We start from the raw sequence: 21,551 nt of genomic DNA, 5'->3' as shown, positions 1-21,551 counted from the left end.
GCGGGTCGAACAAGGTTCAGGCGCTCCCGAAGGTAATCGGGAGCGCCTTTTTCATGGCCGCTACAGCACGAATTGCTCGGCGTAGTGGCAGGCCACTTGCCGGTTGTCCAGCGGTCGCAGGGCCGGCTCTTCAGTGCTGCAACGCTCGGTGGCGTAAGGGCAGCGCTTGTGGAAGGCGCAGCCGGGTGGCGGGTTCAGCGGGTTGGGCAATTCACCGACGATCTTGATCTTCGGCTTGTCCGGGTCCGGATGAATGGTCGGGGTCGCCGACAGCAGGGCCTGGGTGTAGGGGTGCAGCGGGCGGGTGTAGATGTCCTCCTTGGGGCCCATTTCCACCGGCCGGCCGAGGTACATCACCAGCACCTGGTCGGCGACGTGACGCACCACCGCCAGGTTGTGGGAGATGAACACGTAGGCGGTGTTGAATTCCTGCTGCAGGTCCATGAACAGGTTCAGCACCTGGGCCTGGATCGACACGTCCAGGGCCGAGGTCGGTTCATCCGCCACCAGCACCTTGGGTTGCAGCATCATCGCCCGGGCCAGGGCGATGCGCTGGCGCTGACCGCCGGAGAACATGTGCGGGTAGCGCTGGTAGTGCTCGGGGCGCAGGCCCACCTGTTTCATCATGGCCTGGACTTTCTCCCGGCGTTCGGCGGCCGACAGCTTGGTGTTGATCAACAACGGCTCGGCCAGTTGATCGCCGATCTTCTGCCGCGGATTGAGCGAGGCATAAGGACTCTGGAACACCATCTGCACGTCTTTGCGCAGTTGCTTGCGCTGGGCCTTGTCGGCACCGGCGACTTCCTGGCCGGCGATTTTCAGCGAGCCGGAGGACGGCTCCTCGATCAGGGTCAGGGCCCGGGCCAGGGTGGACTTGCCGCAGCCGGACTCGCCGACCACGGCCAGGGTCTTGCCGGCCTCCAGCTCAAAGGACACGCCGTTGAGGGCGCGCACGGTGGCGTGGCCCTTGAACAGGCCTCGGGACACTTCGTAGTGACGGGTCAGGTCGCGGGCGGTAAGAACGACGGCCATTACGCCACCTCCTGATTCAGCGGATAGAAGCAGCGCACCAGGCTGGCGGCTTTCGGATCAAGGCTTGGACGCTGCTGACGGCAGTTGTCCTGGGCGTAGGGACAGCGGGGTGACAGCAGGCAACCCTGGGGCCGGTCGTAGCGCCCGGGGACGATGCCCGGCAGGGTCGACAGGCGGGTGGCACCGAGGCTGTGCTCGGGAATCGCCGCCAGCAGCGCTTCGCTGTAGGGGTGTGCGGGGATGTCGAACAGCTGCGGCACCTGGCCGACTTCCACGGCTTGTCCGGCGTACATCACGCAGACGCGCTGGGCGGTTTCGGCCACCACGGCCAGGTCGTGGGTGATCAGCACCAGGCCCATGTTCTGCTCTTGTTGCAGGTTGAGCAGCAGGTCCATGATCTGCGCCTGGATGGTCACGTCCAGGGCGGTGGTGGGTTCGTCGGCAATCAGCAGCTTGGGTTCGCCGGCAATGGCCATGGCGATCGCCACCCGCTGGCTCATGCCGCCGGACAGTTGGTGCGGGTAGGCGTCCATGCGGCTGGCGGCGCCGGGGATCTCGACCTTCTCCAGCAGTTCGATGGCACGTTTGCGCGCAGCCTTGCCGGACATCTTCAGGTGCAGGTGCAGCACTTCCTCGATCTGGAAGCCCACGGTGTAGCTCGGGTTCAGCGCGGTCATCGGGTCCTGGAAGACCATGGCCAGGTCCTTGCCGACGATCTGCCGGCGCTGGCGGGCGCTGAGCTTGAGCATGTCGCGGCCGTCGAAGCTCAAGGCGTCGGCGGTGACGATGCCGGGGTGCTCGATCAGGCCCATCAGGGCCATCATGGTCACCGATTTGCCGGAGCCGGACTCGCCAACGATGGCCAGCACTTCGCCCTTGTCGACCTTGAGGTCGAGGCCGTCGACCACCGGCACCGCCTTGGCGTCGCCGAAACGGACATTGAGATTCTTGATTTCGAGCAGTGACATGGGAATCTCCTCAGGCGGCGTTCTTGAGTTTCGGGTCCAGCGCATCGCGCAGGCCGTCGCCCATCAGGTTGATTGCCAGCACGCTGAGCAAAATGGTCAGGCCCGGCAGGCTCACCACCCACCAGGCGCGTTCGATGTAGTCGCGAGCCGAGGCCAGCATGGTGCCCCACTCTGGAGTCGGCGGTTGCACGCCGAGGCCGAGGAAGCCCAGGGCGGCGGCGTCGAGGATCGCCGAGGAGAAGCTCAGGGTGGCCTGGACGATCAGCGGTGCCATGCAGTTGGGCAGCACGGTGATGAACATCAGGCGTGGCAGGCTGGCACCGGCCAGGCGCGCGGCCGTCACGTAGTCGCGGTTGATCTCGCCCATCACCGCGGCGCGGGTCAGGCGCACATAGGAGGGCAGGGACACCACGGCAATGGCGATCACGGTGTTGATCAGGCCCGGGCCGAGGATGGCGACAATCGCCACGGCCAGCAGCAGCGAGGGCAGGGCCAGCATGATGTCCATCAGGCGCATGATGGTCGGGCCCAGCAGACGTGGGAAGAACCCGGCGAACAGCCCCAGGAGGATCCCCGGGATCAGCGACATCACCACCGACGACAGGCCGATCAGCAGCGACAGGCGCGAGCCCTGTATCAGGCGCGACAGCAGGTCGCGGCCCAGTTCATCGGTGCCCAGCAAAAATTGCATCTGCCCGCCTTCGAGCCAGGCCGGCGGGGTCAGCAGGAAGTCGCGGTATTGCTCGCTGGGGTTGTGCGGCGCTACCCAGGGGGCGAACAGCGCGCAGAACACGATCAGCAACATGAACAGCAGGCCGGCCACCGCGCCTTTGTTGCGGGAGAAGTGCTGCCAGAATTCTTTGTACACGGACGGATAGAGCAGGCTTTGATCGACTGCTACTGAGGTAGTTGGAGTGCTCATTGGTCTTGATCTCAGCGCTGATGACGGATGCGTGGGTTGGCAAAGCCGTAGAGGATGTCCACCACGAAGTTGACCATGATCACCAGGCAGGCGATCAGCAGGATGCCGTTCTGCACCACGGGATAGTCCCGGGCGCCGATGGCTTCGATCAGCCACTTGCCGATGCCCGGCCAGGAAAAGATGGTTTCGGTCAGGACCGCACCGGCCAGCAGGGTGCCGACTTGCAGGCCGACCACGGTCAGTACCGGAATCAAGGCGTTGCGCAGGCCGTGGACGAACACCACCCGCGCCGGTGACAGGCCCTTGGCCTTGGCGGTGCGGATGTAATCCTCGCGCAGCACTTCGAGCATCGAGGAGCGGGTCATCCGCGCGATCACCGCCAGGGGAATGGTGCCCAGGACGATGGCCGGCAGGATCAGGTGGTGCAGGGCGTCGAAGAAGGCGCTGGTGTCTTCGGCCAGCAGGGTGTCGATGAGCATGAAGCCGGTTCTGGGCTCGATGTCGTAGAGCAGGTCGATGCGCCCGGAAACCGGGGTCCAGCCCAGGCTCACCGAGAAGAACATGATCAGGATCAGGCCCCACCAGAAGATCGGCATCGAATAGCCCGCAAGGGAGATGCCCATGACCCCGTGGTCGAACAGCGACCCTCGCTTGAGGGCGGCGATCACCCCGGCCAAGAGCCCGATGATGCCGGCGAACAGCAGGGCGGCCATGGACAGTTCCAGGGTCGCGGGGAACAGCGAGGTGAACTCGCTCCACACGCTGGTGCGGGTGCGCAGGGACTCACCCAGGTCACCGTGGGCCAGTTTGCCGATGTAGTCCAGGTACTGGGCGTACAGCGGCTTGTTCAATCCAAGGCGTTCCATTGCCTGGGCATGCATCTCGGGGTCGACCCGACGCTCGCCCATCATGACTTCCACGGGGTCGCCGGGAATCATGCGTATCAAGGCGAAGGTCAGCAAGGTGATGCCGAAGAATGTGGGGATCAACAACCCCACACGGCGGGCAATAAAACTAAACATCTTCTGAAGTACCTCAATCAGCCGGTTAGGCGTACCCGCCACCCTTGGGGTCAAGGGCGGCAGGCGTTTCTTATCACTTCACTTGGGTGGTCGCGAAGTTGTTGGTGGTCAGGGGGCTCTGGTGGTAACCCTCGACGTTCTTGCGCATGGCGGTGAACATTTTTGGATAGGCCATGGGAATCCAGGGTTGGTCCTGTTGGAAAACCAGCAGAGCCTTTTCATAGAGCGCGGCACGCTTGGCAGGTTCAGCGTCGGCGCGGGCCTGGTCGATCAGCTCCTGGAACTCCTTGTTGCACCAGCGGGCGTAGTTTTCGCCGTTTTTCGCTGCATCACAACTCAGGTTCGGGGTCAGGAAGTTGTCCGGGTCGCCGTTGTCCCCAGCCCAGCCGGCCGACACCATATCGTGTTCGCCGTTTTTCGCACGCTTGAGCATCTCGCCCCATTCCATGACGCGGATCTCGAGCTTGAGGCCGATCTTGGCCAGGTCGGCCTGCATCATCTGCGCACCCAGCAGGGGATTGGGGTTGGTCGGGCCGCCGCCGTTGCGGGTGAACAGGGTGATCACCGTACCGTCCGGCACCCCGGCGTCCTTGAGCAGGGCCCGGGCCTTGTCCAGATCCCGGGGCGGGTTCTTCAGGCTGTTGTTGAAGCCCAGCAGGGTCGGCGGATAAGGGCCGGTGCCGACCAGCGCATTGCCTTTGCCGTAGAGGCTGTTGACGTAGGCTTCCTTGTCGAAGGCGATGTCGATGGCTTTGCGTACCCGCACGTCGCTCATGTATTTGCGGGTGGTGTTCATGGCGATGTAGCCGGTGGTCATGGCCGCCAGTTCGTCGACCTTGAGGTTGGCGTCGGCCTTGATGCTGGGGATGTCATCGGGCTTGGGGTACAGGGCGACCTGGCACTCGTTGGCCTTGAGCTTCTGCAGGCGCACGTTGTTGTCGATGGTGATCGCCAGCACCAGCGGGTCGGCCGGTGGCTTGCCGCGGAAGTAGTCCGGGTTAGCCTTGAAGCGTACCTGGGCGTCCTTGGCGTAGCGGTTGAAGATGAAGGGGCCGGTGCCGATGGGCTTGCTGTTGAGGTCGGCCGTCTTGCCTTCCTTGAGCAGCTTGTCGGCGTATTCCGCCGGGTAGATCGATGAGAAGGCCATGGCGATGTCGGCCAGGAACGGTGCCTCTCGGCGGGTCAGGGTGAAGACCACGGTGTGATCGTCGATCTTCTCGACGCTTTTGAGCAGTTCCTTGAACCCCATGCTTTCGAAGTAGGGGAAGCCCACGCTGGACTTGTCATGCCAGGGGTGCTTTGGGTCCAGCTGGCGCTGGAAGCTCCAGAGCACGTCGTCGGCATTCATGTCGCGGGTCGGGGTGAAGTAGTCGGTGCTGTGGAACTTGACGCCCTTGCGCAGGTGGAAGGTGTATTGCAGGCCGTCTGGGCTGATGTCCCAGGACTCGGCCAAGGCCGGTTCGATGTCAGTGGTGCCGGGCTTGAAGTCCACCAGCCGGTTGAAGATGGTTTCCGCCACTGCGTCGGCCGTGACTGCAGTCGTGTACTGGACCATATCGAAGCCTTCCGGGCTGGCTTCGGTACAGACCACCAAGGGTTTGGCTGCGGCGCCGAGGGCGGCGCTCAGCAGGGCGGCGCCAATGGCCGCTTTCAGGGGAAGCATGTTCATCAGGAACCCTCTGCAATCGATTGAACCAGATTAGCTTGAACGGCGGATTCGTCATGAACCCGCCCTTCAACTGGTGGGTTAGAGAATGTTGAACGGGATGGTGGTAACCAGACGGAATTCGTTGATGTTGCCGTCGGCCTGGTTCTTGCTGGCGCGGTGCGTGGTGTAGGTGGCACGGATCGCGGTGGCTTTGAGTGGCCCGCTCTGCACGGCGTAGGAGGCGCCGATGCCGTATTCATAGTGGGTTTCGCCATCCATGGTTCTCACGCCGTAGAGTTTGCCTTCGGAGTTGATGCCGCCGTAGGCGCTGCCGGTGTAGTGGGTACCGTCGATGCCCCAGCCACGAGCCTGGTAGACGTTGAACTTGAGGCCGGGTACGCCGTATTCGGCCATGTTCAGGCCGTAGGCGATCTGGAAGGATTTCTCGTTCGGGCCGTTGAAGTCCGAGAGCAGGGAGTTGGCCAGGTAGATGCCGTTGGTTTCATGCAGGTAGTCGAAGTACTCGTTGCCGCTGACTTCCTGGTACGAGAAGGTCAGGCTGTGGGCCTGGTGGGTCAGCCCCATGGACAGGGAGTAGGTATCGTTGTCGATCTCGCCCATCTCTTTCTTGCCGGTGTCGACGGTCTTGTAGTAGTTCAGGCCGGTGGTCAGGCTCAGCACCGAGCTGTCGCCCAGCTCGTGGGTGGCGCCGAAGTAGTACTGGTTCCAGAAGTCTTCCACCTTGGAGGCGTAGAGGCTGGTCTTCAGGCTTTTCAGCGGTTGGTAGTTGAGGCCGACGATGCTCACGCGGTCGGTTTCGGCGGTGTTGCTGGTGTACTCGGAGCGGAATTTCGACAGGCTCTGTTCGGTCCGTGGCGATACCCGGTCAAAGGTGCCGGCATCGAACGACAGGTTGTTGAACTCTTCGCTGTGCAGGCTCACCCCTTCAAAGCTCGAAGGCAGCGCACGGTTGCCGATGACGTCGACGATCGGCGTGCTGAAGTTCTGCCGGCCGGCGGTCAGGGTGGTGTTGGATACGCGGAACTTGACGTTGGCCAGGCCGAGCTTGCTCCACTGGCCCACGGCGTCGCCGTCGGAATGGGTCAGGGTGCGGTTGTTCTTGCCGGCGATGTCCTTGCGGTCACGATCCAGGGCAATGGCGTTGTAGGCCGCGACTTCGGTGCTGACCCCCACGGTGCCTTCGGTGAAGCCGGAGCTGTAGTTGAGGATGGTGCCCTGGACCCAGTTGATCCGGCGTGGAGTCGAGGTGTCCACGCCATTGTGGTTGTAGGAAAAACGGTCATTGCGGCGTTTCAGCTCGTTGGCGTACCAGTTGCGCGTGGTGCCCGACAGGCTCTGCCCTTCGATGAAACCCTTGGCCTCGGCCTGGGCATTGGTGCTGTTCTGTACAGTCGGGACGAAGTCCTGGCTGACGCTCTCCGCATGGGCCGTGGCGGTGATGCTACCGATAGCCAAGGCTAACAATGCGCTGCTGCTCAGTTTCATGGGTGAAGCTCCTTTGTTTTCTTTTTTAGATGCCGGTTTTTTTCGGCCGGCTGGTTTTTGGAACTCATTCATGGCATCGCAAACGTTTGCATAGGGCTTGATCGCCGAATTCAGGCAAAGCGTCTGCGTGAGGACGAAAATCGTCCCCAAGGTTTTGGCTCATCGGTTATGGGGCCAGGCTGACACCCGAGAAGGTGTTGCGGCCGAACGGGCTGACCTTGAAACCCTCGACTTTCGCGCTCAATGGCTGATTGATCATCGAGTGGGCCACCGGCGTGATCGGCACCTGCTGCTTGAGCAACTGCTGGGCCTGTTTATACAGCTCTGTGCGTTGCTGGCGGTCGGTCACTAGCTTGGCTTGCTTGATCAGCTTGTCGTACTGCGGGTCGCACCACATGGAGTAGTTGTTGCCGCCGATGGCGTCACAGCTGTACAGGGTGCCCAGCCAGTTGTCCGGGTCACCGTTGTCTCCGGTCCAGCCGATCAGGCTGATGTCGTGCTCGCCATTCTTGGTGCGCTTGATGTACTCGCCCCATTCGTAGCTGACGATCTTCACCTTGAGGCCGATCTTCGCCCAGTCGGACTGCAGCATTTCGGCCATCAGCTTGGCGTTGGGGTTGTAGGGGCGCTGCACGGGCATGGCCCAGAGGGTGATCTCCGTGCCTTCCTTGACCCCGGCGGCCTTGAGCAGTTCGCGGGCCTTTTCCGGGTTGTAGGCCGCGTCCTGGATGGTTTCGTCGTAGGACCACTGGGTCGGCGGCATGGCGTTGACCGCCAGCTGGCCGGCGCCCTGGTACACGGCGTTGAGGATGCTGGGCTTGTTCACCGCCATGTCCAGGGCCTGGCGCACTTCGAGGCGATCGAAGGGCTTGTGCTGCACGTTGTAGGCGATGTAGCCGAGGTTGAAGCCGGGCTTCTCGATGACTTGCAGTTTCGGGTCGTTTTTCAGCGCATCGATGTCCGCGGGACGCGGGTGCAGGGTCACCTGGCATTCGCCGGCCCGCAGCTTCTGCACCCGCACCGAGGCATCGGTGTTGATGGCGAAGATCAACCGGTCGAGCTTGACCCGGCTCGGGTCCCAGTAGTGCGGGTTGGCGGCGTAGCGGATCTGCGAGTCTTTCTGGTAACGCTGGAATACGAACGGCCCGGTGCCGATGGGCTTCTGGTTGATCTGGGCGGGGGTGCCGGCCTTGAGCAGTTGCTCGGCGTATTCGGCGGAGAGGATCGCAGCAAAGCTCATGGCCAGGTTCTGGATGAACGCCGCGTCCACGGTGTTGAGGGTCATGACCACGGTCAGCGGGTCGGTTTTCTCGACCTTGGCGATGTTCTTGTTCAGGCTCATGCCGTTGAAGTAGGGAAACTCCGTCGGGTAGGCCTTACGGAACGGATGTCCGGCGTCGAGCATGCGATTGAAGGTGAACAGCACGTCGTCGGCGTTGAGGTCGCGGCTGGGCTTGAAGTACGGGGTGCTGTGGAACTTCACCCCTTCACGCAGGTTAAAGCGGTAGGTGAGGCCGTCCTCGGATATGTCCCAGCTTTTGGCCAGGGCGGGTAGCACGTTGGTGGCGCCTTTCTCGAATTCCACCAGGCGGTTGTACAGCGGCTCGGCGGCGTCGTTGTCGGTGGCGGTGGTGTATTGCGCCGTGTCAAAGCCCGCCGGGCTGCCTTCGGAACAGAACACCAGGCTGCGCTCGGCGGCGCCGCAGATGGCGCTGGAGGCCAGCAGGCTGCCCCCTATCAGGGCGGAGAAAATCAGGGAATGACGCATAACGGTCCATCTCCATTTTTTGTTGTGATGATCAATGGACCATGGCTCCTTCCTGGAGCCTGTACAGGTCATTGATGCCAAACCATGGCTGTAGCAAATGCCCGCCGACAGACGCAGTCTTGCCTCGCCTCGACGTTAAGGGTCGAAGGCCGGGGCGTATATCCGCTGTGCCTGAAAGCCCTGTAAGAATCGGCTCTAAATTCGTGGGACCGCTCTTTGTCGAGGCGGTGTGTCGAAGGTAGGCCGGGTGCTTACGGTGTGGGCCGGTAAAACAACGGCGACGTCAGCGACGCCGCCGTTGCCGGGCCTTATTTGCCGATGCTGACACCATAGAAGGAGTTCAAGCCGAAGGGGCTGATCTTGAAGTCCTGCACGTTGGCGCGCATGGGTTGGAACACCGTCGAGTGTGCGATAGGTGTCATTGGAACGGCGTCTTTGAGGATGTGTTGCGCCTGCTTGTACAGCTCGGTGCGTTTGGCCACATCCGACGTGGCCTTGGCTTGCTTGATCAGCGCGTCGTAAGGCTTGTCGCACCATTTCGAGAAGTTGTTGCCATTGAGCGCATCGCAGCCGAACAGGGTGCCGAGCCAGTTGTCGGGGTCACCGTTGTCACCGCTCCAGCCGATGATCATGGCCTGGTTCTCGCCGCCCTTGGAGCGTTTGATGTACTCGCCCCACTCGTAGCTGACGATGTTGACCTTGAGCCCGATCTTGGCCCAGTCGGATTGCAGCATTTCAGCCATCAGCTTGGCGTTGGGGTTGTAGGGGCGCTGTACCGGCATGGCCCACAGGGTGATCTGGGTCCCTTCCTTGATACCGGCTTCCTTGAGCAGCTGCTTGGCTTTCTCGGGGTCGTACTTGGCGTCCTTGATGCTGGTGTCATAGGACCATTGGGTCGGCGGCATGGCGTTGACCGCCAGCTGGCCCGCGCCCTGGTAGACGGAGTCGATGATTTGCGGCTTGTTGACGGCCATGTCCAGGGCCTGGCGAACCTTGAGGTCGGCCAGCGGGTTGGCGTCGGTACGGCCCTTGAGCACCGGCATCACGTTGTAGGCGATGTAGCCGAGGTTGAAGCCTGCCTGTTCAGGCATCTTCAGGTCCTTGTCTTCCTTGAGGGCCTTGAGGTCGGCCGGACGCGGGAACAGGGTCACCTGGCATTCGTTCTTCTTCAGCTTTTGAATGCGCACCGATGGGTCGGTGGTGATGGCGAAGATCAGGTTGTCGATCTTCACGTCTTCAGGCTTCCAGTAGTCCTTGTTGCCGGTGTAGCGGATGTTGGAGTCTTTCTGGTAGCTCTTGAACACGAACGGGCCAGTGCCGATCGGCTTCTGGTTGATGTCGCTGGTCTTGCCTTCCTTGAGCAGCTTGTCGGCGTACTCGGCGGACTGGATGGAGGCGAAGCTCATGGCCAGGTTCTGGATGAACGCGGCGTCCACGGTCTTGAGGGTGAACTTGACGGTCTTGTCGTCGACTTTTTCGACCTTGGTGATGTTGGTGTCCATCCCCATGTCGGTGAAATACGGGAATTCGGTGGGGTAGGCCTTACGGAACGGCATGTCTTTGTCGAGCATGCGGGTGAAGGTGAACACTACGTCGTCGGCATTGAAGGTGCGGGTCGGGGTGAAGTACGGCGTGGTGTGGAACTTGACGCCTTCACGCAGATGGAAGGTATAGGTCAGACCGTCGTCCGAGATGTCCCAACTGGTGGCCAGGCCCGGGATGACGGCGGTGCCGCCCCGTTCAAACTGGCTGAGGCGGTTGTACAGGGTTTCGGCTGAGGCGTCGAAGTCGGTTCCGGTGGTGTACTGGCCTGGGTCGAAACCGGCCGGGCTCCCTTCAGAGCAGAACACCAGGTTAGTCGCCGCGTGGGCGAAGGGGGCGCTGGCAAGCAAGCCGGCGCTGACTAAGAACGGAAGGACTGCTTTCTTGAACATGGTGGCCTCATGATTTGTTGTCATTTTTGGTGTAGAGGGCGACCTTGTGAGTCGACCCGCCGATACTTATGCAGGCCCCATACCCAATGCAAGATGCGGGGCTGTCACAAGTCTCAAAGAGTGGAACGAACGTACAGGAATGACGCATTTGTATAAAACTTGACGCATTTGACCGTTTGCGCGGGGTGTTTCTGGTGCATACGTCGCCTTTTTCTTGGGCAGGCAGGGCGGGCCGTGCCTCCAATGGGTGCGTTGCTGGCGCGGGTGCCGACCGGCTGCCGCCAGGCCCTGGCTGGCGCACACAGGGGCGCGGCGCATTCGCCTGAGCGGATGACGGTGTTCGTTTGGTTAGGGGAGGCCGTGGGAGACGGATGCCCGGGACCTTGCAGGCGATGGCGAGTGAACAGCGCATCGTCGGCGGTGTGGGAGTCTTGGCTCGCAGTGAGGTTGTCACTGTGGAGGTTGCGGGAGGCGTTCGACCGTCCGCAGGGGTGGGTCAGCCCCGTTGTTTGCCAAACCTGAAGCGCAAAGGTCTTACACATGCAAACCTCATTTTTTCTTCTTCTAGGGCAGATCTGAGGATTGGCCTTGTGGGCCGTGGCAACTCGCCTTGCTATGGGGCGTTGATCCAGCCCCATCGACCCTGTGCGGCGACGGCGATCGCTTGTTATGTGATTGATTGTCGATTCGCCGATGCCGAAATTAAGTCATGCTGAAATCGTGGTCAACGAAAATTAAGCCTCACTAACATTTCTCTGCGCAGCAGTGCCGCTTGTGAGGTTCCATTGACGGCTGTGGACTTGGCTCAGGCCGCCGAATGATCGTCGAACAGGCCCATGGTGGTGACGGTCAGCACTTCCGCCGGGCCAGGGCCTGCATTGGCCAGGAAATGGCTCTTGGTCGCGTCGAAGTGCACCGAGTCTCCGGCACTCAGCGGGTATTGCTGACCTTCGATGGTGTAGACGATCTGCCCGGAAAGCACGTACGAAAACTCCGAACCGTCATGGGAGATCAGCTCCGACTGATAACCCACCGGTATGTTCATCTTCACCGCATTGATCAGGTTGCCGGGAAAGGAACTGGACAGCCGTTCGTAGGCCAAAGGCTGGCCCTCGATGGTGTAGCGCACCCGCTTGCCGTCGTGGGAGTCGGGCTGCGCCTGAATCGGCTGGTCGAACAGGGCGTTCAGGGGAACGTTCAGAGACTTGGCAATGTTGACCAGGGAGGAGATGGAGACCCCGGTGAGGTTGCGTTCTGCTTGGGAGAGAAAACTGGCGGTCAGTCCCGATTCACTGGCGATCTGACGCAAGGTTTTCTTGGCGGCGCGGCGATAGCGACGCAGGCGTTCGCCGATGCGATCTGCGGTCATTGACGAGACTCTTATAGGAAAGGCGCAGTATACCCGGCGGACGTCAGTAACATCTGACCTGCCCCATACCGGGGCCATAACTCTAACATCAGCGAACCGAGTTCCCCGGGTTCGGATTGAAATAGTTGGTAATGAAAAACGGCGACAACCTTTCTGCAGAAGGTTATCGCCGCTGGAAGAGGCAGGGAAAGGGTTACGGCATCAGCACTTCGATGGCGCCATCGGCGGTCATGCTGACCTGGCTGGTGCCGGCTTCCACTTCCGGAGTCACCGGTGCCGAGTCCATGCTGGCGGCCTTCATCATCATCGGCGCGCGCATGTAGGGCTGTGGATAACCGTTGCTGTTGAGGTTCAGGTTGACGATCTTGTAGCCCTTGCCACCCAGGGCATCGGTGGCCAGTTGCGCGCGGGCCTTGAACGCCTTGACCGCGTCCTTGAGCAGGGCATCTTCGCTGGCCTTGCGGGTCGGATCGGCGATGGCGAAGTCCATGCCGCCCATTTTCAGGTCGCCCAGCAGCTCACCGGTGAGCTTGGACAGCGCGGCGAAGTCGGAGCTTTCCAGACGCAGTTCGGCGCGTTCACGCCAGCCGGTGATCTTCTGCCCCTTGCCGTCGTAGATCGGGTAGCTGTTGCGGCTGCCCTGGCGCAGGGTCACGTCCTTGACCTGGCGGGCCTGCTCCAGGGCCTTGTTCATGGTGGTGGTGATTTCCGTGGCGAGCTTGGCCGGGTCGCTGTTCTGCGATTCGCTGTAGAGGGTCACGATCATCAGGTCGCGGGCCACTTCCTGGCTGACTTCGGCGCGCAGGGAAATCTGGTTGTAGTGCAGTTCATCGGCGGCCAGGGCGGGCAGGCTGGTGAGCGTGCCGGTGCTGAGGGCCAGAAGGGCGAGGCTGCGACTGAAATGCTGCATGGAAACTCCTTGAGTGCGGTCCGCAGGGTTGATCCCGACCTGCGTGAAACCTTCAGACAGGTAAGGCAGTGGCAAGTTTCAAGCCGCAAGCGGCAAGCCACTACGCTTGTAGCTGAAAGCCTGCGGCTTGCAACTGTTTTTCTGTGACGCTTTGCCGCAGTTTTGCCTGCGTCGGCGGCTGCTTGGTTATACTCCCGCCGATTGCCCTGGAGCGCTCATCAGGAGAGCTCATGCTCGCCCCCGTAAAATTGCTGTCCGCCACCCGTCAGAATCTCTGGCGGCTGACCTTCATCCGCACCCTGGTGCTGGCCGCTCAGGCCGGTTCGGTAGGGCTCGCCTATTGGCTGGACCTGTTGCCCCTGCCCTGGCTGCAACTGGGCGTGACCCTGATGTTTTCCATGGTGCTCTGTGCCTTCACGGCCATCCGCCTGCGCACCTCGTGGCCGGTGACGGAGCTGGAATATGCCCTGCAACTGGCCTGTGACCTGTTTATCCACAGCGTGCTGCTGTACTTCTCCGGGGGGTCCACCAACCCCTTCGTCTCCTATTACCTGGTGCCCCTGACGATCGCCGCCGTGACCTTGCCCTGGCGCTATTCGGTGGTGCTCTCGGGAATTGCGCTGACGCTCTATACCTTGCTGCTGGCCCGCTTCTACCCCTTGCAGACCTTCCCCATCGCTCGGGAAAACCTGCAGGTCTATGGCATGTGGCTGAGCTTCGCCCTGGCGGCAGCAGTGATCACCTTCTTCGCCGCGCGCATGGCCGAAGAGCTGCGCCGCCAGGAAGAGCTGCGGGCGATCCGCCGCGAAGAGGGGCTGCGGGATCAGCAATTGCTGGCCGTGGCGACCCAGGCCGCCGGCGCCGCCCATGAGTTGGGTACGCCGCTGGCGACCATGAGCGTATTGCTCAAGGAAATGCGCCAGGACCATCCCGACCCGCTGTTGCAGGATGACCTCAGTGTGCTCCAGGACCAGGTCAAGCTGTGCAAGGAAACCCTGCAACAGCTGGTGCGCGCCGCCGAGGCCAATCGCCGGCTGGCGGTGGAGATGCAGGACGTCACCCAGTGGCTGGACGAAGCCTTGAATCGCTGGCACCTGATGCGCCCAGAGGCCAGCTACCGCTTTCATCTCCTGGGAGAGGGGCCGGTGCCGCGCCTGGCGCCGCCGCCGGACCTGACCCAGGCCTTGCTCAATCTGTTGAACAATGCAGCCGATGCCTGTGCCGAGGGCCTGGAAGTGCGCCTGGACTGGGATGCGGAAAACCTCACCATCAGTATTCGCGACCACGGCGCCGGAGTACCCTTGGCCATCGCCGAGCAGATCGGCAAGCCGTTTTTTACCACCAAGGGCAAAGGCTTCGGCCTGGGCCTGTTTTTGAGCAAGGCCAGCGTGACCCGTGCTGGCGGCTCAGTGAAACTCTACAGTCATGAGGAAGGCGGAACGCTCACTGAGCTGCGCCTGCCCCGTGCCGCCCGAGGAGACGACCATGAGTGAAGAGATCCAAGTCGAAGGCGAAGAACTGCCGCATCTGTTGCTGGTGGACGATGACGCCACCTTTACCCGGGTCATGGCCCGGGCCATGAGCCGGCGGGGCTTTCGCGTCAGTACCGCAGGTTCTGCCGAGGAGGGCCTGAGCATCGCCCAGCAGGATCTGCCGGACTACGCCGCGCTGGACCTGAAGATGGACGGCGACTCCGGTTTGGTGCTGTTGCCCAAGCTGCTGGAGCTGGATCCGGAAATGCGTGTGCTGATCCTCACCGGCTACTCGAGCATTGCGACAGCGGTGGAGGCGATCAAGCGCGGCGCCTGCAACTACCTGTGCAAGCCGGCGGACGCCGATGATGTGCTGGCCGCACTGCTCTCCGAACACGCTGACCTGGACACCCTTGTGCCGGAAAACCCGATGTCCGTGGACCGCCTGCAATGGGAGCACATTCAGCGTGTGCTGACCGAGCACGAAGGCAATATCTCCGCCACCGCCCGCGCGCTGGGCATGCATCGCCGCACCTTGCAGCGCAAACTGCAGAAGCGCCCCGTCCGTCGCTGAACCGCGACTGAACGAATGTCCGCCGGACATCGTGAAAAAGCGAGCCGATCTACTAAGATCGGCTCAATGCTTGTCCTCCTTCCAATCGAGCCTCAACGATGAATCAGAACGCTGAATACTCTGCGGTCAACGATGCTGTGCGCGGTCAATTCTTCCGACGGGTCTGGGCCATGATCACTCCTTACTGGCGCAGTGAGGAAAAGGGCAAGGCCTGGTTGCTGCTGATTGCCGTGATTGGCTTGTCACTGTTCAGCGTGGCCATCTCGGTGTGGATCAACAGTTGGTACAAGGACTTCTACAACGCCTTGCAGAAGAAGGACGAGGCGGCCTTCTGGAGCCTGATCCTGTATTTCTGCGGGATCGCCGCGGTGGCAATTCTGGGGGCGGTTTATCGTCTCTACCTGACCCAGATGCTGACCATCCGCTGGCGGGCCTGGTTGACCGAAAGACACTTTGCCCGCTGGCTTGGCAACAAGAACTACTACCGGCTGGAGCAGGGCGGCTACACCGACAACCCGGACCAGCGGATTTCCGAAGACCTCAACAGCTTCACCAGCAATACCCTGTCCCTGGGCCTGGGGCTGATTCGCAACCTGGTCAGCCTGGTGTCGTTCTCGATCATATTGTGGGGCGTGTCCGGCAGCATCGAGGTGTTCGGCTACACCATTCCCGGCTACATGTTCTGGTGTGCGCTGGTGTATGCCGCCGTCGGCAGCTGGCTGACCCACTTGATCGGACGTCGCTTGATCGGCCTCAACAACCAGCAACAGCGTTTTGAAGCCGATCTGCGTTTCTCCATGGTGCGGGTCCGGGAGAACGCCGAGAGTATTGCCCTGTACGACGGTGAGAAAAACGAAAACCAGCGCCTGAGCAGCCGCTTCGGCAAGGTCTGGCACAACTTTTGGGACATCATGAAGGTGTCCAAGCGCCTGACCTTTTTCACCGCCGGCTACGGTCAGATCGCGATCATCTTTCCGTTCATCGTCGCCGCGCCGCGCTACTTCGCCGGCAAGATCGAACTGGGCGAGCTGATGCAGATCAACTCGGCCTTCGGCAACGTCCAGGAGAACTTCAGCTGGTTCATCAGCGCCTATTCGGATCTGGCCGCCTGGCGCGCCACCTGTGATCGTCTGCTGAGCTTTCGTCAGGCCATGAGCGAAAACGAAGAGTGCCCGCCGGCAATCGATGTGCAGCATCAGGGCGAGCAATTGCAAGTGCGTGACCTGAGCCTGGACCTGGCAGACGGCCGTCATCTGCTGGCCGGAGCCCAGATGACCGTGAATCCCGGCGAGCGGTTGATGCTCAGTGGCCGCTCCGGCAGTGGCAAGAGCACCTTGCTGCGCGCCATGGGACGGTTATGGCCGGCAGGACGTGGCAGCATTCTGCTGCCCAATCAGCGTTACCTGTTCCTGCCGCAGAAACCTTACCTGCCCATTGGCAGCCTGCGTGACGCCTTGAGTTATCCACAAGCCGGCGACAGCTATGCCCAGGAGCGTTATGCACAGGTCCTGGAGACTTGCCGCCTGCCGCACCTGGTTGCGCGCCTGGACGAAAGCAACCACTGGCAACGCATGTTGTCCCCGGGTGAACAGCAGCGTCTGGCCTTTGCCCGGGCGCTGCTCTATGCGCCGCAATGGCTGTACATGGATGAGGCGACCTCGGCCATGGATGAGGAAGACGAGGCCAGCCTGTACCAGGCACTGATCGATCAACTGCCGGGCTTGAGCATTGTCAGTGTCGGCCACCGCAGCAGTCTCAAGCGTTTCCACCCGCGGCATGTGCGCATCGAGCAGGGGCATCTGCAGGAGCAGGTTGTCACCGCTTGAGGGCGCTGTCGGCAGGGCGTCGCTGGCCCCAGGCTCATGGCGTAGCCATGGCGCTGAGGCCGTTTCGCGGGCAAGCCCGCTAGGGGCGATCAGGGCTGATGGAGGATCGAACGGTCGACGCGGACGGCCAGTTGGCCGCTGCCCGGCTTGGCGTTGAACACCACCTTGCCGTGTTCATCCACGCGGGCCCGGGCAATGGGCGCGCCATTGAGCAACAGCTCCAGCGGTGCATCCTTCAGGGATTGGCCGGAGGCCAGTTGCAGGTTCAGGTTGATTGTCATGGTGATGTCCTTATCAGGCGTTGCGATCGATGAAGCGACTGGCGTTCTTGTCGATGGAGCCGATCAGCTCCGGTGAGCCTCCGCGGAACTGACGGAACACATTGCGTCCGCTGGCGCTGCTGTTGTGGGTGCCAGGCGGGATGTTCAGGGTGGGCTGGAAGCTGTCGCTCAGTTCGACATAGGCCGACCAGGGGCCGATGTAAGACTCGTTCAAGCCGTTGGTTTCGCTGAGGGCATAACGCACTGCCTGGCCTGGCAGCCAGTTGGGTTCACTGGGGCTGTGGCTCTGCCAGCCGTCGGCGAGGATCGACGGCACTGCGCTTGGAGTGTCCAGATAGCCCGCCGGTTTGTTCGGGCTGTAGTTCTTCAGCAGCAGGTAGGTGCTCCAGCCCCACCAGTTGTCGATGGTCTTGTTGTCGTTGAGGTTGTTGACGTCGCTGCGGCGCAGCACTTTGTCCCCGCTCATCACGAACAGTGGCGAGAAATTGCCGGTTTTCGCCGCGTTCAGATCCGGCAGTGCCTGAAGCGCCCCATAGCTGCCGGCAGCCGGCAAGTTGCCGCTCAGGTAGCAGGCGAAGATCTCATCCGCCGAACGCTGTACGGCCTGCTTCACCTGCTGGCGATTGCGGTGATCGACGCTGTCGAAGTAGCGCTTGTCGCCGTAGGCATGCCAGCGCTCGCCCAGGGCGTTGCTGACATTGAGGCCGAACTTGCTGTCTTCGTCGTGCATGAAGCGGGTGATCAACGAGCCCAGGTCGCTGGGGGTGACCACCGCGGCCAGTTGCTTGCGCGGCACGCGGACATGGCCCGCGGAAAACAGGTCGGTGAGGAAGTGGTCGGCGAAGGCGTTCATCGCGTAGGCCAGTTCCAGTTGCTTGTCGTCCGCGGTTTTGCCCGCCAGAGCCGCCTGTTGCAGGGCGGCGGTATGCCCGGCGACATAGGCGGCCAGGGCCCATTCGCCAAAGTGGTCGGCGTTGTTGGCCGCCAGCTTCAGGTAGCGGCCCAGGGGGAACAGGGCGGACACCACGCTGCCGCCGCCGGTAATCCGGTTCCACTCTTCGGACAAGGTATCGCCCAGGGCGTCATAGGCTTCGTGGGGCTGTTTGCCGTCGCGGATTGCCTGATTGGCGGCGAGGACCTCCTTCTGCATCACGGCCAGGATCTGCCGGGCTTCATCCCTGGATGCCGGCAGCACCGCGAGGGAATTGAAGGCGGCGTTGAAACGCTGCACCCGCTCGGCGGCGGTGGCGCCGTCACAGATGGGTTGCTCGGGAATGCCGTAGAAGTCGCCTCCCAGGGCCACCACCTGGCCGTAGGTCAGGGCCAGGCCGTTGGGCAGGTGCAGTTCGACCTGCCAGGCGGGAATGGCCGGGCCATCCTTGACGAAGCGCAGCAGGGTGCTGTCACCGATGGCGGTGTGTTCGCCCCCCTCGAAACGCAATTGTGGCAATGCCTTGCGGGGGTTGTGCGCTGGCAGGGGAAGGTCTTGCGGACGGTGGTACTTGACGGTGTGGTGGCCGTCGGCGGTCAGCACCAGGGTGTCGCCATCGCCGGTGATGGCGATGCCCTGTTCACTGAACAGGTGATCCAGGTCGGCAATGATCTGGCCCGCCGGTTGTGACTGTTGCTGCATCTGTGCAGAGATTCCTGACATTTCTAGCTCCTTGATATGTCATGGTCATGCTTGGTTTAACTGTATGTATATACAGTTATTTTCAGCATAATCGAAAATCACCGGGCGTCAAGAAGCCGATTGCGACGGCATTGTTCGATTGGATTATCATTAGCGCCCTAACGACAGGCTCAAGGTCCCCCGCGCATGCTGGCAATCTTCTTCGAAACCCTGAGCATCACCGCGCCGGTCTTTGCCATGCTGTTTCTTGGGCTGGTGCTCAAGCGCGTCGGCTGGATTAACGACAGCTTCATCCACACCGCGTCGGCCCTGGTCTTCAATGTCACCATGCCGGCGCTGTTGTTTCTCGGCATCGTCCACGCCGATCTGCATGCCTCGCTAAAACCCGGGGTGCTAATCTACTTTTCCGTGGCCACCCTGGCCTGTTTCGTCCTTGCCTGGTGCTGGGCTATCTGGCGCTGTCCCAAGGAGGATCGGGGGATCTATACCCAGGGGGCATTTCGCGGCAACAACGCGATCATCGGTCTGGCCCTGGCGGCCAGCATGTACGGGGATTACGGGATATCCCTGGGGGCGTTGCTCGCGGCGCTGGTGATTCTGTTCTACAACACCCTGTCGACCGTTGTCCTGGCGGTCTACAGCCCGGTGATCAAGTCCGATCCCTGGAGCATCTGCAAGAGCGTGTTCAGCAATCCCTTGATCGTCAGCGTGCTGGCGGCCGCGCCGTTCGCCTATTGGCAGATCGGCCTGCCCGGCTGGCTGGAAACCTCGGGCCGCTATCTGGCGCAGATGTCCCTGCCCCTGGCGTTGATCTGCATTGGCGGCACGCTGTCCCTGGCGGCCTTGCGCAACAGTGGGCGGATGGCCATGAGTTCGAGCTTGCTGAAGATGGTGAGCCTGCCGACGCTGGCCACCTTCGGCGCCTGGCTGTGCGGGTTTCGTGGTGCGGAGCTGGGGATTCTGTTTCTGTATTTTGGCAGCCCCACCGCGGCGGCGAGCTTTGTCATGGCCAGGGCGGCCAATGGCAATCATGAGCTGGCGGCAGCCATTATCGTCATCACCACGGTGATGGCGGCGGTGACCACCAACATCGGGATCTTTGTCTTGCAGTGGGGCGGGTGGATCTGACGCTGTTCGCCGGCCAGCCGGCTCCTACAGGGCGAGGGTAGGAGCCGACTGGCCGGCGAACAGCGGGTTCACTGCGCTTGTTGATAGGTGTCTATCACCTCCTGGGCGGCGCGAAACGCATCGATGGCCGCCGGCACTCCGGCATACACCGCGCAATGCAGCAAGGCTTCACGTATTTCTTCCACGGTGCAGCCATTGTTCAGGGCGCCGCGCACATGGCCTTTCAGCTCCTGCGGGCATTTCAGGGCGGTCAGGGTGGCCAGGGTGATCAGGCTGCGGGTTTTCAGCGGCAGCCCCTCACGATTCCATACCCCGCCCCAGGCATGCTCGTTGACGAAGTCCTGCAGCGGTTGGGTGAACTCGGTGGCATTGCCCAGGGCGCGATCGACGAAGGCATCGCCCATCACCTGGCGACGCATTTGCAGTCCGCTTTTCTTGTTCTCGCTCATGGCGCTTCTCTCTTGTGTTGGCGGCGCCAGGCCCGTAGCGAACTGAACAGCAGAAACGCTACCAACGCTGGCAGGACGAAAAACAGCATCAAGTGTTCCAGCTTGCCGGCCAGCGGCATGCCCGTGGTGAAGGACACCACGTGCAGCCCGTAGGCCAGGTACAGCCCGAGAAACAGCAGGCCTTCGGCGCGGGTGATGCGATACCCCGAATAGAACACCGGCAGGCACAGCACGGCCACGCAGAGCAGTACCGGCAGATCGAAGTCCAGGGCGTTGGGCGAAACCGACAGCGGAGTCGGCGCGACCAGCGCGGTAAAGCCCAGTACGCCCAGCAGATTGAACAGGTTGCTGCCGATCACGTTGCCCACGGCAATGTCCCGCTGGCCCCGCACGGCGGCGAGCAGCGAGGTGGCCAGTTGCGGCAGGGAGGTGCTGACCGCGATCACGGTCAGTCCCATGACCCGTTCCGACAAGCCAAGGTCGTCGGCGACGGTGACCGCCGCTCCCAGTAGCAGATGGCCGGCGAACACCAGCAGCCCCAGACCCAGAAGCACCAGCAACATGCTGCTCAGGCGCGGGGCGTAACCACGGCGGTCGGTGGCGCTAGGCAGCGGCACGCGTGCCGGGTGCCTGGATTGGCGCAGCAGCAGAACCAGATAGAGCAGCAGGGGCGCCAGCAGGATCAGGCCGTCGGAGGGGGTGAGGCGTTCGTTATAGGCCAGGACAAAGACCAGCGCACTGGCACCGATCATCAGCGGGATATCCAGGCGCACCAGCTGCCGGGACACTCGCAGGGGAATGATCAATGCCGAGAGGCCAAGGATCACCAGGATGTTGAAGATGCTGCTGCCGATCACGCTGCCCACGGCGATGTCGGTGTTATCGGCCAGGGTCGCTTGCAGGCTGATGGCCATCTGTGGCGCGCTGCTGCTGAAGGCGACGACGCTCAGGCCCATGATCAGCGGGCGCACCCGCAGGCGCGCGGACAGGCGCACGGCCGCGCGCACCAGCAGTTCGGCACCGGCGATCAGCATCACCAGGCCGCTGATGAGCTGGATCAGGCTGAGCAGGGGCAGTTCGGCAAAGGCGGTAATGGCTTGGGCTCCGTC

Annotated in this window: 18 protein-coding genes; 4 read left to right on the top strand and 14 right to left on the bottom strand. The window is 62.1% G+C overall.

Features of this window, described 5'->3' with window-relative positions; translation table 11 throughout:
• Positions 1-60: 60 nt before the first annotated feature.
• The 10 genes from L1O02_RS26520 to L1O02_RS26475 form a co-directional block, all read right to left on the bottom strand.
• A complete protein-coding gene (locus L1O02_RS26520) occupies positions 61-1,032 on the bottom strand; it encodes a peptide ABC transporter ATP-binding protein (RefSeq protein WP_060837518.1) in 972 nt (323 codons plus the stop codon).
• Complete coding sequence (locus L1O02_RS26515; protein WP_235758990.1) at positions 1,032-2,000, bottom strand: ABC transporter ATP-binding protein; 969 nt, start codon at positions 1,998-2,000, stop codon at positions 1,032-1,034. Before L1O02_RS26515 ends, L1O02_RS26520 begins: the two co-directional genes overlap by 1 nt.
• Positions 2,001-2,010: 10 nt before the next feature.
• Positions 2,011-2,922: an ABC transporter permease subunit gene (locus tag L1O02_RS26510; protein WP_060837520.1), complete on the bottom strand. Its 912-nt coding sequence runs from the start codon at positions 2,920-2,922 to the stop codon at positions 2,011-2,013.
• Between the two features lie 11 nt (positions 2,923-2,933).
• Positions 2,934-3,944 carry an ABC transporter permease subunit gene (locus L1O02_RS26505; protein ID WP_060837521.1) on the bottom strand — a complete coding sequence of 337 codons (1,011 nt, stop codon included), beginning with the start codon at positions 3,942-3,944 and terminating at the stop codon, positions 2,934-2,936.
• Between the two features lie 73 nt (positions 3,945-4,017).
• On the bottom strand, positions 4,018-5,613 hold the full coding sequence (locus L1O02_RS26500; protein ID WP_108544228.1) for an ABC transporter substrate-binding protein: 1,596 nt from the start codon (positions 5,611-5,613) through the stop codon (positions 4,018-4,020).
• Between the two features lie 78 nt (positions 5,614-5,691).
• Positions 5,692-7,098: an OprD family porin gene (locus tag L1O02_RS26495; RefSeq protein ID WP_060837523.1), complete on the bottom strand. Its 1,407-nt coding sequence runs from the start codon at positions 7,096-7,098 to the stop codon at positions 5,692-5,694.
• Positions 7,099-7,264: 166 nt separating this feature from the next.
• Positions 7,265-8,866: an ABC transporter substrate-binding protein gene (locus L1O02_RS26490; protein ID WP_108544230.1), complete on the bottom strand. Its 1,602-nt coding sequence runs from the start codon at positions 8,864-8,866 to the stop codon at positions 7,265-7,267.
• 308 nt (positions 8,867-9,174) lie between these two features.
• Entirely contained in the window at positions 9,175-10,800 is a 1,626-nt protein-coding gene (locus tag L1O02_RS26485) for an ABC transporter substrate-binding protein (protein ID WP_060837525.1), read from the bottom strand.
• Positions 10,801-11,605: 805 nt separating this feature from the next.
• Entirely contained in the window at positions 11,606-12,169 is a 564-nt protein-coding gene (locus tag L1O02_RS26480; protein WP_060837526.1) for a cupin domain-containing protein, read from the bottom strand.
• A 193-nt stretch (positions 12,170-12,362) separates the two neighbouring features.
• A complete protein-coding gene (locus L1O02_RS26475; protein WP_060842480.1) occupies positions 12,363-13,079 on the bottom strand; it encodes an SIMPL domain-containing protein in 717 nt (238 codons plus the stop codon).
• Between the two features lie 230 nt (positions 13,080-13,309).
• Here L1O02_RS26475 and L1O02_RS26470 point away from each other — a divergent pair, with 230 nt between their 5' ends.
• The 3 genes from L1O02_RS26470 (at position 13,310) to L1O02_RS26460 (ending at position 16,951) form a co-directional block, all read left to right on the top strand.
• Positions 13,310-14,572, top strand: coding sequence for an ATP-binding protein (locus L1O02_RS26470; protein WP_060837528.1), 1,263 nt, complete (start codon positions 13,310-13,312; stop codon positions 14,570-14,572).
• On the top strand, positions 14,565-15,125 hold the full coding sequence (locus L1O02_RS26465) for a response regulator transcription factor (RefSeq protein WP_016968400.1): 561 nt from the start codon (positions 14,565-14,567) through the stop codon (positions 15,123-15,125). Before L1O02_RS26470 ends, L1O02_RS26465 begins: the two co-directional genes overlap by 8 nt.
• Positions 15,126-15,223: 98 nt before the next feature.
• A complete protein-coding gene (locus L1O02_RS26460; RefSeq protein ID WP_060837529.1) occupies positions 15,224-16,951 on the top strand; it encodes an ABC transporter ATP-binding protein/permease in 1,728 nt (575 codons plus the stop codon).
• A gap of 89 nt (positions 16,952-17,040) precedes the next feature.
• Here the strand turns inward: L1O02_RS26460 and L1O02_RS26455 are convergent, their stop codons facing one another.
• Both L1O02_RS26455 and L1O02_RS26450 read right to left on the bottom strand, forming a co-directional pair.
• A complete protein-coding gene (locus L1O02_RS26455) occupies positions 17,041-17,232 on the bottom strand; it encodes a hypothetical protein (RefSeq protein ID WP_060837530.1) in 192 nt (63 codons plus the stop codon).
• Between the two features lie 13 nt (positions 17,233-17,245).
• On the bottom strand, positions 17,246-18,886 hold the full coding sequence (locus L1O02_RS26450; RefSeq protein ID WP_108544236.1) for a phospholipase: 1,641 nt from the start codon (positions 18,884-18,886) through the stop codon (positions 17,246-17,248).
• Positions 18,887-19,051: 165 nt separating this feature from the next.
• Here L1O02_RS26450 and L1O02_RS26445 point away from each other — a divergent pair, with 165 nt between their 5' ends.
• Positions 19,052-19,993, top strand: a complete 942-nt coding sequence (locus L1O02_RS26445; RefSeq protein WP_060837532.1) for an AEC family transporter — start codon at positions 19,052-19,054, stop codon at positions 19,991-19,993.
• 68 nt (positions 19,994-20,061) lie between these two features.
• Here L1O02_RS26445 and L1O02_RS26440 read toward each other — a convergent pair whose 3' ends face one another.
• A complete protein-coding gene (locus L1O02_RS26440; RefSeq protein ID WP_060837533.1) occupies positions 20,062-20,442 on the bottom strand; it encodes a carboxymuconolactone decarboxylase family protein in 381 nt (126 codons plus the stop codon).
• Positions 20,439-21,503: a calcium/sodium antiporter gene (locus L1O02_RS26435; RefSeq protein WP_235760269.1), complete on the bottom strand. Its 1,065-nt coding sequence runs from the start codon at positions 21,501-21,503 to the stop codon at positions 20,439-20,441. Before L1O02_RS26435 ends, L1O02_RS26440 begins: the two co-directional genes overlap by 4 nt.
• Between the last annotated feature and the right edge of the window lie 48 nt (positions 21,504-21,551).

This window comes from Pseudomonas sp. BC42, assembly GCF_021560055.1.
In the GTDB taxonomy this organism is placed as follows: domain Bacteria; phylum Pseudomonadota; class Gammaproteobacteria; order Pseudomonadales; family Pseudomonadaceae; genus Aquipseudomonas.
This window is presented reverse-complemented; position numbering and strand designations above follow the sequence as displayed.

What these genes read in the sequence shown, in the direction of transcription:
- L1O02_RS26465 (WP_016968400.1), top strand. Translation starts at nt 14,565, where the DNA reads ATGAGTGAAGAGATCCAAGTCGAAGGCGAAGAACTGCCGCATCTGTTG.
- L1O02_RS26520 (WP_060837518.1), bottom strand. Translation starts at nt 1,032, where the DNA reads ATGGCCGTCGTTCTTACCGCCCGCGACCTGACCCGTCACTACGAAGTG.
- L1O02_RS26440 (WP_060837533.1), bottom strand. Translation starts at nt 20,442, where the DNA reads ATGAGCGAGAACAAGAAAAGCGGACTGCAAATGCGTCGCCAGGTGATG.
- L1O02_RS26500 (WP_108544228.1), bottom strand. Translation starts at nt 5,613, where the DNA reads ATGAACATGCTTCCCCTGAAAGCGGCCATTGGCGCCGCCCTGCTGAGC.
- L1O02_RS26505 (WP_060837521.1), bottom strand. Translation starts at nt 3,944, where the DNA reads ATGTTTAGTTTTATTGCCCGCCGTGTGGGGTTGTTGATCCCCACATTC.
- L1O02_RS26450 (WP_108544236.1), bottom strand. Translation starts at nt 18,886, where the DNA reads ATGTCAGGAATCTCTGCACAGATGCAGCAACAGTCACAACCGGCGGGC.
- L1O02_RS26455 (WP_060837530.1), bottom strand. Translation starts at nt 17,232, where the DNA reads ATGACAATCAACCTGAACCTGCAACTGGCCTCCGGCCAATCCCTGAAG.
- L1O02_RS26460 (WP_060837529.1), top strand. Translation starts at nt 15,224, where the DNA reads ATGAATCAGAACGCTGAATACTCTGCGGTCAACGATGCTGTGCGCGGT.
- L1O02_RS26480 (WP_060837526.1), bottom strand. Translation starts at nt 12,169, where the DNA reads ATGACCGCAGATCGCATCGGCGAACGCCTGCGTCGCTATCGCCGCGCC.
- L1O02_RS26485 (WP_060837525.1), bottom strand. Translation starts at nt 10,800, where the DNA reads ATGTTCAAGAAAGCAGTCCTTCCGTTCTTAGTCAGCGCCGGCTTGCTT.
- L1O02_RS26510 (WP_060837520.1), bottom strand. Translation starts at nt 2,922, where the DNA reads ATGAGCACTCCAACTACCTCAGTAGCAGTCGATCAAAGCCTGCTCTAT.
- L1O02_RS26495 (WP_060837523.1), bottom strand. Translation starts at nt 7,098, where the DNA reads ATGAAACTGAGCAGCAGCGCATTGTTAGCCTTGGCTATCGGTAGCATC.
- L1O02_RS26490 (WP_108544230.1), bottom strand. Translation starts at nt 8,866, where the DNA reads ATGCGTCATTCCCTGATTTTCTCCGCCCTGATAGGGGGCAGCCTGCTG.
- L1O02_RS26445 (WP_060837532.1), top strand. Translation starts at nt 19,052, where the DNA reads ATGCTGGCAATCTTCTTCGAAACCCTGAGCATCACCGCGCCGGTCTTT.
- L1O02_RS26475 (WP_060842480.1), bottom strand. Translation starts at nt 13,079, where the DNA reads ATGCAGCATTTCAGTCGCAGCCTCGCCCTTCTGGCCCTCAGCACCGGC.
- L1O02_RS26470 (WP_060837528.1), top strand. Translation starts at nt 13,310, where the DNA reads ATGCTCGCCCCCGTAAAATTGCTGTCCGCCACCCGTCAGAATCTCTGG.
- L1O02_RS26515 (WP_235758990.1), bottom strand. Translation starts at nt 2,000, where the DNA reads ATGTCACTGCTCGAAATCAAGAATCTCAATGTCCGTTTCGGCGACGCC.